Here is a 12002-nt window from a genome sequence, read left to right as displayed (position 1 = left end):
ACCCTAAATCAGTAAGTTGGCACCATCACCGCAGATTCAGGCATTTATTACCGTCGCCCGCGAAGGCAATATGACCCTGGCCGCAGAGAAAATGGGGATCACCCAGTCGGGACTGAGCCGACTGCTATTGAGCCTGGAAGCGGACCTGAGCGCATCCTTATTCGAACGACATAAGCACGGCATGGCGTTGAGCGAATATGGCAGCGCCTTTTTACCCTACGCGCTGACGATGCTGAATACCGAACAAAAGGCGCGCGAGGAAATTGAGCTCATCCGCGGCGCCGGGAAAGGCATTCTGCGGATTGGCTGCGTTTCCAGTCTGCTGACCAGCCATTTCATCGATAAGCTGGCGGCTTTCCATCAGCGCCATCCCCAGATCCATCTGCGGATCGTCGACCGCATTGACTCCGAGCTGTATAAGCTGTTGCTGATGCACGACATCGATATCGCCCTCTGCGGTCCCTTACCGCATGATGAGAAAATCGTGGTGCGGGGCAAAATTAACTGGCAGGACCGGATCTGCATCGTCGCCAGGCAGCACCACCCGCTGCATCAGGCGGCGGACGTCACCCTGGAGGCGATGCTGGACTATCCGTGGATCATGCCGCCGCCGTCTAGTACGCCAATGAACATCCTGGCGGATATCTTTCGCGCCCGGCAGTTGCCCTGTCCGCAACCGGTTATTGAGTGCGCCTCATCCTCGGCCATTAAGGCCTTTCTGTGCGAGAGCGATCTGTTAACGTCGATGCCGGCCCCGGTTTACCGACACGAAGAAGCGCTTGGCCTGCTGCGCCCGTTTGAGCTCGAGGGCAGCGTTTTTATCCGGGATTTCTATGCCTACAGCCATTTCGGGGTTCTGTCCGGGGCAGCCCTGCAGTTGATTCAGCATCTGAAGCAGTGAGTCTGGTCGGGTATGGATATTAAGGTGTATGATAAATGCATCTTAAAAAAGACGAAAGGCAGGGAGATGGGGAAGCGTATCGAACGGGAAAAAATGACGATTCAGCGGATGATTGCCCTCTACCAGCGGCGCTGTCCCGAGGCGCAGGCCGATAATGCGCACTATCAGGCGCTGAACGCCTACGCTGACAAGCGCCTTGATAAGTGCGTGTTTGGCGAGAACAAACCGGCCTGCAAGCAGTGTCCGGTGCATTGCTACCAGCCGGCGAAGCGCGAGGAGATGAAGCAGATTATGCGCTGGGCCGGGCCGCGGATGCTCTGGCGCCACCCGATCCTCACTATTCGCCATCTGCTGGACGACAGGCGCCCGGTGCCGCCGCTGCCGGAAAAATATCGACCGAAAAAGTAGCGGCTTTCCCTGGTCAGCGCTGCGCAGCCGGGCGACAAGTCGTGCTCTTGTAGCCCCGGCAAGGCGTTAGCCGCCACCGGGGATAATTGCTGAAGTTTTCTGTTTCTGACTATCGCGGATCGTGCTTGCGACAAAGGCGACCACAAACAGCGCGGTAAACAGCACTACGATAGTCGGCGCTGGCGCGCTGTCGAGATAGAACGCCAGCCACACCCCTCCCGCCGAGCAGCCGATGGCCACCGCTACCGCCAGCAGCAGGGCGTGGATAAAGCGTCTCACCAGCAGAAGCGCGATCGCCCCGGGGGCAATCAGCAGCGAAATCGACAGAATAATCCCCACCGACTGCAGCGTCGCGACGATGGTCAGGGCGATCATGCACAGCAGGCCGTAGTGCAGCAGTCCGCCGCGCAGGCCGCTGGCTTTGGCCTGCGTCGGGTCAAAGGCGTGCAGCAAAAAATCCCGCCATTTGAGACCGATAATCAACGCAATCACCAGTGCGATCGCCGTCGTTTGCCCAATATCGCGGAGGGATATTCCCAGCATATCGCCGAACAGGATATGGTCGAGATGAACATCGGACTGGATCGCTACGTACAGCACCAGTCCGGCGCCAAACATGCCGGAGAAGACAATCCCCATGATGGTATCGCGCTTGAGTCGGCTGTTATCGTCGAGAAAACCGGTCGTCACGGCGCACAGCAGACCGGCGATAAACGCGCCGATGGCGAAGGGGATGCCGATAATGTAGGCCAGCACCACGCCCGGAAAGACCGCGTGGCTCATGGCGTCGCCCATCAGCGCCCAGCCTTTGAGCACCAGAAACACCGACAGCAGCGCGCAGGGAATGGCGACGACGATCGATATCGCTATCGCATTGACCATAAAAGGAAACTGGAACGGGGCCAGGAACAGGTTCAGCATGCGGCCTCCCTGGCGCGGCGGCGGCTGGCCAGCAGGCCGTGCTTCGGCGCGAAGATAAAGGTGATGAGGAACAGCAGCGTTTGCGCGACCACGATAATGCCGCCGGTGGCGCCGTCGAGATAGTAGCTGAGCCAGGCGCCGAAGAAACTGGTCAGGCTGCCGATAGCCACGGCGATAGCCAGCAGGCGCGGGAAGCGATCGGTTAACAGCCACGCGGTGGCCCCGGGAGTGACCACCAGGCAGATGACCAGAAAGGCGCCGACGGTCTGCAGCGCCGCCACGGTGCAGGCGGCCAGCAGGGTAAAGAACAGCAGCTTCAGGCCGCGGGTGTTCAGGCCAATCGAGCGGGCGTGGTGTTCATCAAAGAAGGTCACCATCAGGTCTTTCCATTTCAGCAGCAGAATCGCCATTGAGATAAAGCCGATCGCCGCCAGCTGGATAATATCCTCCGGGGCGATGGCCAGAATATTGCCGAGGATGATGGTCTGAATATTCACCGACGTCGGATTCAGCGACACCATAAACAGCCCGATCCCGAAGAAGGAGGAGAAGATCAGCCCGATAATAGCATCCTCTTTTAGCCGCGAGCGCTGCTGCAAAAACAGCATGCTGCCTGCCGCCAGACCGCCGGAGAGAAATGCGCCGAGCGCGAAGGGCAGGCCGAGCATATAGGCCCCGGCGACGCCGGGTACAATCGAGTGGGAGAGGGCGTCGCCAATCAGCGACCAGCCTTTGAGCATCAGGTAGCAGGAGAGAAAGGCGCAGACGCCGCCCACCAGCGCCGACACCCACATCGCATTGAGCATATAGTGATAGCCAAACGGCTCCAGCAGCCAGCTCATCGTGGGCCTCCCGCCGCGCGCCGGCTGATAAACGGCCGCTCGTCATCGGTGATAACCTGCGCTTCCCCGCCTGTGAGCGCGACGTGGCGCAGCACGCCGCTGAAAGCCCGCTCCAGATTCTCGGCAGTGAAGGTGGTTTCTGTCGGGCCGCTGGCCAGCACGGTGCCTTTCACCATCACCGTATAATCACAAAATTCACTCACTGACCCGAGGTTGTGGGTGGAGACCAGCATGGTACAGCCCTCATCGCGGAGCTCGCGCAGCAGGCTGATGATCCGCGCTTCGGTCTGCACATCGACGCCGGTGAAAGGTTCATCCAGCAGGATCACCTGACCCTGCTGAGCGATGGCGCGGGCAAGAAAGACGCGCTTTTTCTGCCCGCCGGAGAGCTCGCCAATCTGCCGATGGCGGAACTCGCTCATGCCCACGCGGGCCAGCGCGGCATCGACAATCTCGCGATCGCGCGGCTTTGCCCGCCGCAGCCAGCCCATATGGCCGTAGCGGCCCATCATCACCACATCCTCCACCAGCACCGGGAAGGACCAGTCCACCTCTTCCGACTGCGGGACATAGGCGACCAGGTTTTGGCGCAGCGCGCGGTTGACCGGCTGGTCGAGTATGGCGATCTCGCCGTGACCAACGCGGACAAAGCCCATCAGCGCTTTAAACAGCGTGGATTTACCCGAGCCGTTAACCCCCACCAGCGCGGCAATGGAGCCGCGCGGCACGCTGAACGAGGCGTCGCGCAGGGCAGTGTGGCCGTTGCGCCAGGTGACGGTGAGCTGGTCGACATACAGTCCCGCTTGCGCTGCATTCATGGCTGCTTCCTCATCCCGTCCTGGATACCGTTGACGATGGTTTCGGTGGTGACGCGCAGCAGGTCGAGCCAGGTCGGCACCGGGCCGTCGGCGGCGCTCAGCGAATCGACATACAGCACGCCGCCGTAGTGGGCCCCGGCTTCCCGCGCCACCTGACGCGCCGGTTTATCGGAGATGGTGCTTTCGCTGAAGATGGTCGGGATGCGTTCTTTCTTCATGGTGTCGATAACCTTGCGCACCTGTTGCGGGGTGCCCTGCTGATCGGCATTGATCGGCCACAGATACAGTTCGCGCAGGCCATAGTCGCGGGCCAGATAGGAGAAGGCTCCCTCGCTGGTGACCAGCCAGCGCTTATCCGCCGGCAGCTGCGCCAGTCTGGCCTGCAGCGGCGCCATCGTCTGACGGATCTTCTCTTTGTAGGCCTCGGCGTTACGGCGATAGGTGTCGGCGTGAGGCGGATCGTACTTCACCAGCGCATCGCGAATGTTATCGACATAGATCAGGGCGTTATCTGCCGACATCCAGGCATGGGGATTGGGCTTCCCGCTATAGGGGCCCGCGCTGATGCCCATCGGCTGGATCCCCTCGCTGACCACCACCTCCGGAACGCCCTGTAAGTGCTGATAAAAACGGGCAAACCACCGTTCGAGATTAAGCCCATTGCTGAGGATCAGCTGCGCCCCCTGCGCGCGTTTGATATCGCCGGGCGTGGGCTGGTAATCATGGATCTCCGCGCCCGGTTTAGTAATGGAGCTGACGACGGCGGCGTCGCCGGCCACGTTCTGCGCCATATCGGCGATAACCGTGAAGGTGGTGATAACCCTGAATTTCTCCTGCGCCGAGGCCGGCGTCGCGGCCAGCAGAGCCAGCGCGTTGGCCAGCAGCAATGATTTCAGCGATGTCAGGTGTAGCATAGGATCCCTCGCAATGGTGTGGTTAATTTCCCAGCGTTTATAGCCATTGCTATGTTATATAGCACAAGCTATTTATAAATGAAAATAATTCTTATTTGCATGCGTGGGTAATAATGAGCCGGGAAACGAAAGCGCGAAAAGGGGAGGTAAGTCTGGCCCGGCGCCAACCGGGCGAAGATCAAGAGATATCGGCGACCGACTGGCGCGGGATCAGGCGGCCAGCCAGCGAGCGGCCCTCGGCGGTGAAGGTTGGCCGGTCGTCAATCAGGCTGCGAATACGCTGAATACAGTTATCCAGCAGCGCCTCCAGTGGCCAGGAGATGCAGGTCAGCGGCGGGTAGAGCAGCGAGGCGAGCGGGGAATCCTCAAGGCTCAGCAGGGAGACCTCCTGCGGGACGGCGATGGTGAATTCGCGCAGCAGACGCATCGCCTCTGCCGCGTAGCGGTCGCGTTTAACGATGATGACTGAGTATTTACTGAAGCTGTTAATTAAGGTCAGCAGCGCCTGCTCGACGTCATCGTTGGCCGTCAGCACTAGCTGGCGGTTAAAAGGAATGGAGTAGTTCTGCAGGACGTTGCGGTAGCCTTCCAGCATCTGACGGCTGGCATCGTCGCTATCGCTGTCCACCAGCAGGGCGATGTTGCGGTGTCCCTTGCCAATCACATAGCGGCAGGCGCTTTCGGTGGCAAAGGCGAAGTCATAGCCCTGGCTGTTGCTCCCGGCGACGCCGAAGCGGTCAAAGGCGATAACGTTGCGCGGCGCGTCGGCGGCAACGGCGCCCAGCACCACCACCGCCACGCACTGGCGCTGCAGATCGTCGATTACCGCCGCCTGCTCTACCGGGTCGCTGACGTACTGGACCAGCAGGCTTTTATTCAGCCCTTTCAGCGCCTGAGAGAGCAGCGGCAGCAGACGTGCGCCGTGGCTTTCGTCCTGCGCGGAAATCACCAGACCAACGTGGCTGGATGTCTGACTGGCGAGGTTTTGCGCGGCAAAGCTCGGGCGATAGTTGAGTTCTTCAACGGCCCGCAGCACAGCTTCCCGGCTCTCTTCGCGCACGCCCCGGGTGCCGGTCAGCACGCGGGATACCGTCGCTCTTGAGACATTCGCTAATCTTGAAACATCATCAATCGTTGGCATGGCTTTTTCTGTCTGAACATTTTCGCCTAGCTTAACATACCTGCTGAAAAAAGTGTCTACCGCTGCCCTTGCGCGGCGCCGGGAAGCCGGGGCAGCCAGGCCGCGCCGCGCACGCCGCTGGCGTCGCCGAAACGGGCCGGTTTGATCTGCGTGCGGCAGGTGTCGGAGAAGATCCACGGCACGATGGCGGCAGGCAGATCGCGATAGATCTGGCTGACGTTGGACAGACCGCCGCCCAGCACAATCACCTGCGGGTCGAGAATATTGATCACCGACGCCAGGCTGCGGGCAAAGGCATCGATAAAGTGTCGCCAGTGGGCCAGCGCGCGCGGATCGCCGTTTTGCGCCGCGGCGACAATGGCTTCCGCACGGGCTTGTTCCCCATAGCGGCGGGCGAAGCCGGTGCCGGAGAGAAAGCTTTCGATGCAGTTCGTTTTGCCGCAGTAGCAGGGCTGCGGCGGGCCATCGCGCTCAGGAGTATAGCCCGGCAGCGGATTATGCCCCCACTCCCCGGCGATAGCGTTGGGGCCGCTGAGCAGCTGTTGATGAACGGCGATCCCGCTGCCGCAGCCGGTACCGATAATCACCCCGAAGACGGTGGTAGCTCCGGCGCCGGCGCCATCCACCGCCTCCGAAAGGGTGAAGCAGTCGGCATCGTTTGCCATCCACACCGGCTGGCCAAGCTGCTGCATGATATCCCGGCGCAGATCGTGACCGTTGAGCACCAGGCAGTTGCAGTTTTTAATGCGTCCGCTTTGCGGATCGATAGCCCCGGGCAGGCCGATCCCCAGGGTGAACGGCTGCGGGCTGACCGCGCGAATATCGGCAATCAGGGTCAGCAGCTGACGCATAAAGGCGTCATAGCTCTCTTTGTGGGTCGGCCGGCGCAGGCGCTGGACGCATTCGCCCGCCGGGTCCAGCAGTACGGCTTCCATTTTGGTGCCGCCAATATCTATTCCAAGATGTAACATAGTGACCTCGGGGAATCAGGCCCGGCCAGCGCGTCTGGCCGGGCAAGGCGCTAGGCGTGAAGCGGCTGCGCGCGGTAAATCGCAATCAGTTCGGCAATCAGCTCTTTCGCCAGAATGGATGTCATCAGGTGATCCTGAGCATGGACCATTACCAGCGTCATTTTGGTTTTTCCCTCGCCTTCGTCAGCTTCGATAAGCTGGGTCTGTACAAGGTGAGCTTCGCGGGAATAGTGCGCCGCTTCCTGCATTTTGGCGTCGGCGGTGGCGAAATCACCCGCTTTAGCGGCGTGCAGCGCTTCGTAGCACAGGCTACGTGACTGGCCGGCATTGATGATGATCCCCATCACCTGTTCTTCTAATTCCATGATTATCCTCTGAATCGTTAGCGTTAAGCGGTCTGCGCCGCGTTGTCAGCCTGGCCGACGGCGTTTTCACGCTCCTGGGCCAGCAGCTGTTTTTCGTAAGCTTTGAGAAATGGCAGGTAGATCACCATGGCGGTAGCCATACAAATGAGGCACAGGATCACCGGGCTAAAGCTCCAGTTCGCCGCCCACGAGGCGCCGATAGGCGCCGGCGTTGTCCACGGCGTCATCGACACTACGCGGCTGACCAGGTCCAGCTTCAGCGCGAAGTACGCCAGGGTCGCGTTGACCATCGGTACCAGCACGAACGGCAGGAAAAACAGCGGGTTCATGATGATTGGCGCGCCGAAGAGGATCGGTTCGTTGATGTTAAATACGCCCGGCACGACCCCCATCCGGCCGATCGTCCGCAGATGCACGGCCTTGCTGCGCAGCAGCATCAGCGCCAGCGGCAGGGTGGAGCCGACGCCGCCGATCAGCAGATAGTGATCCCAGAAGCCCTGGACATAGATGTGCGGGATAGCGGTGCCAGCGGCCATGGCCGCCTGATTGACCGACAGGTTGGCCATCCAGAACGGGTTCATGATCCCGGTGACGATCAGCGCGCCGTGGATCCCGGCGAACCACAGCACCTGACAGACCAGCACCGACAGCAGGATCGCCGGCAGCGTATCGGAAGCCGCGACCAGCGGCTTCACCAGCGACATGATCGCTTCCGGAATGATCATCCCCAGCTGGGCTTCGATAAACAGGTTCAGCGGATGCAGCGTCAGAATGATCGCCAGCACCGGGATCAGGATTTCAAACGAGCGCGCCACCCCGGCAGGCACTTCCGGCGGCAGGCGAATGGTGATGTTATGCCGTTTGAGGAAGGCGTACAGCTCGGTGGAATAGATGGCCACCAGAATGGCGGTAAAGATCCCCTGACCGGAGAAGTAGGCAGTAGAGATCTGGCCATCTTTCAGAGGCGCGGCTACCAGCAGAAACGACATCAGCGACAACATCCCGGCGGTCAGCGAGTCCAGATGATGGTGTTTGGCGAGGCTGGCGGCGATCCCGACGGCGATAAACAGGGTCATCACCCCCATGCTGAAGTTGAACGGCAGCATCAGCGCATCGCGATGATCGAGCGAAAATTGCAGCCAGGCGCGGGCAAACCCCCACGTCGTATCCGGAGAAAACGGCGGGAAGATAAACACCAACAGGAACGAGCCGACGATCATAAAGGGCAGGGCAGTGATAAAGCCATCGCGGATCGAGGTGACATATTTTTGCTGGCCGATCGCGCCGGCCAGCGGCGTGATCTGCCGTTCGATCACGTCGATCAGTTTAGCGTACAGAGAGCTCATGATCTTTCCTTAGTTCTTTTTTTCGATAAGGGAAAGGGCGAAATCAAGGACCGCGGCGCCTTTTTGCATGCCGTAGTCCATCATATTGATGGGTTCGACGCGGATACCGTATTTATCCGCCTGTTTTTGCAGGTCCTGCTGCATGTATTTCACCTGCGGCCCCAGCAGCACCACCTGATAATGGCCGACCTGTTCGGCAAACTCCGCTACGCCATAGGCGTTGATCTCTACCGGCAGGCCCCGCTGTTCGGCTTCCGCAATCATTTTTTTCATCAGCAGGCTGGTGGACATGCCTGCCGAACAACACAACATAATTTTTTTCATAATTACCGCTCCTGATGAGGTTGGATGAGCGGACTATAGTCAAAATGGATGCATTACGGAAAGCGCTTTCCGTTTGTGGATTTATTAATTGTGACCATGATCACCTATGGCAGGCTTTCACTTTCCGGTGTTGTGGGCGATCATCCCGGCGAGACAACCATTCGCAAAGGTAGGAGTATGAACATTCAGTTAATGAATGTGGCCGTGGACATCATCGAGCAGCGGCTGGCGCCGCTGGCGAATGTTCTGACGCGCAACAACCACATTACGGCGATGCGCGATAGCTTTGCGCTGGCTATGCCCTTTGTGATTGTTGGCAGCCTGTTAGTTCCCATTTTGTTTCCGCCCGTTTCCATCGACGGCGCCTCGCGTTTCGGCCAGGTCTATTTGCTGCTGCGGCCTATCCTGCAGCCGACCTTTCAGCTAACTATTGGCCTGGTGGCGCTGATTGTCGCCTTCGGCGCCAGCGCCAGTCTCGCCAAGCAGTACCGTCTGCCGGAACGGCTCTGCGGTTTAACCGGGTGTCTGGCTTTTCTGCTGTTTATCGGCTTTCGCGAGACTGCGGTGAGCAATGTTTATCTCGGCGGTATGGGGATATTTACCGCCCTGATATCCAGCACCTATTCCATTGAGATAATTCGTTTTTTCTACAAAAAAGGCTGGTGCATTCGCTTGCCTGATGAAGTGCCGCTGATGACCCGCAATGGCTTTCAACTGCTGATCCCGCTGCTGGTGGTGATGCTGTCGATAAGCGTGATGAATGCCATACTGCTGCAGACCACCGGACGCATCGTACCGGAGTTGATCAGCGAAGCGGTGCGGCCGCTGGTGCTGGCGTCCGACACGCTGATGGCGGTACTTATCTCTTTATTTATCTGTAACTTACTCTGGTTTATCGGTATCCACGGCGCGCTGATCATCACCGGGATCATGAACCCCTTCTGGATGACCTATCTGTTTGAAAATCAGCAGGCGCTGGCGGCGGGTTCGCCAACGCTGCCGCATATTTATCTGCAGGGGTTCTGGGATTTTTACCTGCTGATCGGCGGTATTGGCTCCACTTTGCCTCTGGTGCTGATGGCGATGCGCAGCCGCTCGCGGCAGCTGAAAAGCGTGGCCAAGATTGGCCTGCTGCCGTCGCTGTTTAATATCAACGAGCCGATACTGTTTGGTTTTCCGGTGATCATGAACCCGGTTTTTTTACTGCCGTTTCTCTTTGTTCCCCTGATAAACGCCTGTATCGCATGGTATTTAACTCAGCTGGGTATCCTCGATCGCGCGGTGGCGATGCTGCCATGGTCGATGCCTTCCCCGCTGGGGGCGGCATGGTCGGCGAACGGCAGCTGGAAAAATTTGTGCATGAGCCTGTTCGCGATGTTTAACGCCTGGATGCTCTATCGCCCCTTCTTCAAAGTGTACGAACGTCAGCTCGCGGAAATCGAACGCTGATCCTCTCGCCGTCGGCGGCTTATCCCCCGGCGGCACCTGCTCATCTCCTCCTCCTTCCGCTCCACTGCTGGCTCCCGGCGTCATTCTTGTAATTTTATGTGATCAGTCTCACGAATATATTCGCCGCAGAGCTAATTTTGTGAACCAGATAGGCAATTATGGAAAGCGCTTTCCGTAAGTGGATGTACATTTCCGTTTTTGATCCGTAAATTTCCCCTCCGTTATCGGTTCGTGTTAACAAACATAACGTGGGAAAAAAATAATGATAAAGCTGAAACACTCAATACCTCTGGCTCTCCTCTCGCTGGCAGGGGCCAGCAGCCCGGCCTGCGCCGATCCGAAGTATGATTTTGCGCTGCATGGCTATATCCGCTCCGGGATCCTGGCGAACTCCGATGGCAACCGCGCGGACTCCGTCGGCCTGATGCCGGACGGTAAGTGGCGACTGGGCAACGAAGAAGACACCAAGATCGAACTGATCCCCACCGTGACGCTGACGGCGGACAGCGGCGTGGTGGCGAAAGTGCAGGCCAACCTCACTCACCAGTCGAAATGCACCTCCGACTGGAACTGTCAGGATGACGATGGCCATGACGTACAGTTTCGTGAAGGGTTCGCCGAGCTGAGCAATCTGGATTTTGCGCCGGAGATGACCTTCTGGGCCGGTAAGCGCTATAGCAGCTCCAACACCTCCAGCCATCAGTTCGACTGGGAGTACATTCAGTACAACGGCACCGGAGGCGGCTTCGACAACATGGATCTCGGCTTCGCCCGCTTCGACGCCGGGGTGTACGCCTTTTCACCCACCGATGAAACCAAAGCCTACCCGGTGGATAAGGGAGATCAGGGCTACCCGGATGACTATTCTCTCAACCTGTGGCTGAAAAAGATCGCGGGGACAGGCTTCGATCTGGAGCTGATCGGCCACCACATGAACCGTAACGAAAACCATCCAACTTCCGCCGAGAAGGGCTATGGCGTGACCGGTATTTATAACTTTGACGGCTTCTATGGTCTGACCGGAGGATACTCCCGCCTCGCATTGCAGTACGGGAAAGGGCTGGCGGCGGGTGACTCGCTGGGTAAAAACGGCTGGGGCTGGGCCAACCTGGAAAACACCCAGTCCTGGCGAGTGGTGCTGGATAGCGTGGCCTCGATGGGCGACCTGGAGATCTCGACCTTCGCTTTCTGGCAGAAAGATAAAAACTACCGCTGGTGGACAGAAGATGAAAATGGCTGGGGACGCTCGATGTGGGTCGCTGGTATCCGCCCTTATCATCAGATCACCCGCAACTTTGCCATGCAGTACGAGCTGGGCTACGAATACCTGGATGACAAAAACTACAAAGGGGTAAACGGCAAAGGCAAAGGCGGCCTGACCAAAGTCACCGTTGCGCCAACCCTGACCTTTGACTCCGGTTTCTGGGCGCGTCCGCAGCTGCGCTTCTTCGTCACCTACGCGAAGTGGGATAAAGGTGTCTCCGATGCATTAGACGGTAACTACAACTGGGATACCAATACCATCACCGCCGGCGGGTATTCCCGCAGTGGCTCTACCGATACCGTTAACTTCGGCGTACAGGCCGAGGTCTGGTTCTAAGG

Annotated in this window: 13 protein-coding genes; 4 read left to right on the top strand and 9 right to left on the bottom strand. The window is 58.8% G+C overall.

All coding sequences use genetic code 11. From position 1 onward, the window contains the following. The first annotated feature begins 16 nt into the window (after window positions 1–16). Entirely contained in the window at window positions 17–901 is an 885-nt protein-coding gene (locus HMPREF3140_RS08075; protein WP_228705076.1) for a LysR family transcriptional regulator, read from the top strand. Between the two features lie 66 nt (window positions 902–967). Then, window positions 968–1309 carry a nitrous oxide-stimulated promoter family protein gene (locus HMPREF3140_RS08070; RefSeq protein ID WP_004900121.1) on the top strand — a complete coding sequence of 114 codons (342 nt, stop codon included), beginning with the start codon at window positions 968–970 and terminating at the stop codon, window positions 1307–1309. Between the two features lie 66 nt (window positions 1310–1375). On the opposite strand, the gene HMPREF3140_RS08065 is transcribed toward HMPREF3140_RS08070, so the two are convergent. The 9 genes from HMPREF3140_RS08065 to HMPREF3140_RS08025 form a co-directional block, all read right to left on the bottom strand. Continuing rightward, window positions 1376–2230, bottom strand: coding sequence for a metal ABC transporter permease (locus HMPREF3140_RS08065; protein WP_002915035.1), 855 nt, complete (start codon window positions 2228–2230; stop codon window positions 1376–1378). Further along, complete coding sequence (gene sitC / locus HMPREF3140_RS08060; protein ID WP_004145794.1) at window positions 2224–3072, bottom strand: iron/manganese ABC transporter permease subunit SitC; 849 nt, start codon at window positions 3070–3072, stop codon at window positions 2224–2226. The genes HMPREF3140_RS08065 and sitC overlap by 7 nt, the downstream gene beginning before the upstream one ends. Beyond that, window positions 3069–3890, bottom strand: coding sequence for a manganese/iron ABC transporter ATP-binding protein (locus tag HMPREF3140_RS08055; RefSeq protein ID WP_032412227.1), 822 nt, complete (start codon window positions 3888–3890; stop codon window positions 3069–3071). Before HMPREF3140_RS08055 ends, sitC begins: the two co-directional genes overlap by 4 nt. Further along, window positions 3887–4804, bottom strand: coding sequence for a metal ABC transporter substrate-binding protein (locus HMPREF3140_RS08050; RefSeq protein WP_032412225.1), 918 nt, complete (start codon window positions 4802–4804; stop codon window positions 3887–3889). Before HMPREF3140_RS08050 ends, HMPREF3140_RS08055 begins: the two co-directional genes overlap by 4 nt. A 178-nt stretch (window positions 4805–4982) precedes the next feature. Continuing rightward, the gene (locus tag HMPREF3140_RS08045; protein WP_002915031.1) at window positions 4983–5945 is read right to left on the bottom strand and encodes a LacI family DNA-binding transcriptional regulator; all 963 of its coding nucleotides are present in this window, start codon (window positions 5943–5945) and stop codon (window positions 4983–4985) included. Between the two features lie 56 nt (window positions 5946–6001). Beyond that, complete coding sequence (locus tag HMPREF3140_RS08040; protein ID WP_070552912.1) at window positions 6002–6916, bottom strand: ROK family protein; 915 nt, start codon at window positions 6914–6916, stop codon at window positions 6002–6004. 50 nt (window positions 6917–6966) lie between these two features. After that, window positions 6967–7281, bottom strand: coding sequence for a PTS lactose/cellobiose transporter subunit IIA (locus HMPREF3140_RS08035; protein WP_002914983.1), 315 nt, complete (start codon window positions 7279–7281; stop codon window positions 6967–6969). 23 nt (window positions 7282–7304) lie between these two features. Beyond that, a complete protein-coding gene (locus HMPREF3140_RS08030) occupies window positions 7305–8627 on the bottom strand; it encodes a PTS sugar transporter subunit IIC (protein WP_070552911.1) in 1323 nt (440 codons plus the stop codon). Between the two features lie 9 nt (window positions 8628–8636). Further along, complete coding sequence (locus HMPREF3140_RS08025; protein WP_032412222.1) at window positions 8637–8951, bottom strand: PTS sugar transporter subunit IIB; 315 nt, start codon at window positions 8949–8951, stop codon at window positions 8637–8639. A 177-nt stretch (window positions 8952–9128) separates the two neighbouring features. On the opposite strand from HMPREF3140_RS08025, the gene HMPREF3140_RS08020 reads away from it, so the two are divergent. Next, complete coding sequence (locus HMPREF3140_RS08020) at window positions 9129–10400, top strand: PTS sugar transporter subunit IIC (protein ID WP_032412219.1); 1272 nt, start codon at window positions 9129–9131, stop codon at window positions 10398–10400. A 262-nt stretch (window positions 10401–10662) separates the two neighbouring features. Next, window positions 10663–12000, top strand: coding sequence for a maltoporin (locus tag HMPREF3140_RS08015; protein WP_002914972.1), 1338 nt, complete (start codon window positions 10663–10665; stop codon window positions 11998–12000). The last annotated feature ends 2 nt before the right edge of the window (window positions 12001–12002 follow it).

Origin of the sequence: Klebsiella sp. HMSC16A12 (assembly GCF_001808265.1) — a bacterium.
Lineage (GTDB): Bacteria > Pseudomonadota > Gammaproteobacteria > Enterobacterales > Enterobacteriaceae > Klebsiella > Klebsiella pneumoniae.
This window is presented reverse-complemented; position numbering and strand designations above follow the sequence as displayed.

Bases quoted from the DNA above. Each gene is read 5' to 3' on its own strand.
- HMPREF3140_RS08070 (WP_004900121.1), top strand. From the start codon at position 968: ATGGGGAAGCGTATCGAACGGGAAAAAATGACGATTCAGCGGATGATT.
- HMPREF3140_RS08065 (WP_002915035.1), bottom strand. From the start codon at position 2,230: ATGCTGAACCTGTTCCTGGCCCCGTTCCAGTTTCCTTTTATGGTCAAT.
- sitC (WP_004145794.1), bottom strand. From the start codon at position 3,072: ATGAGCTGGCTGCTGGAGCCGTTTGGCTATCACTATATGCTCAATGCG.
- HMPREF3140_RS08055 (WP_032412227.1), bottom strand. From the start codon at position 3,890: ATGAATGCAGCGCAAGCGGGACTGTATGTCGACCAGCTCACCGTCACC.
- HMPREF3140_RS08050 (WP_032412225.1), bottom strand. From the start codon at position 4,804: ATGCTACACCTGACATCGCTGAAATCATTGCTGCTGGCCAACGCGCTG.
- HMPREF3140_RS08045 (WP_002915031.1), bottom strand. From the start codon at position 5,945: ATGCCAACGATTGATGATGTTTCAAGATTAGCGAATGTCTCAAGAGCG.
- HMPREF3140_RS08040 (WP_070552912.1), bottom strand. From the start codon at position 6,916: ATGTTACATCTTGGAATAGATATTGGCGGCACCAAAATGGAAGCCGTA.
- HMPREF3140_RS08035 (WP_002914983.1), bottom strand. From the start codon at position 7,281: ATGGAATTAGAAGAACAGGTGATGGGGATCATCATCAATGCCGGCCAG.
- HMPREF3140_RS08030 (WP_070552911.1), bottom strand. From the start codon at position 8,627: ATGAGCTCTCTGTACGCTAAACTGATCGACGTGATCGAACGGCAGATC.
- HMPREF3140_RS08025 (WP_032412222.1), bottom strand. From the start codon at position 8,951: ATGAAAAAAATTATGTTGTGTTGTTCGGCAGGCATGTCCACCAGCCTG.
- HMPREF3140_RS08020 (WP_032412219.1), top strand. From the start codon at position 9,129: ATGAACATTCAGTTAATGAATGTGGCCGTGGACATCATCGAGCAGCGG.
- HMPREF3140_RS08015 (WP_002914972.1), top strand. From the start codon at position 10,663: ATGATAAAGCTGAAACACTCAATACCTCTGGCTCTCCTCTCGCTGGCA.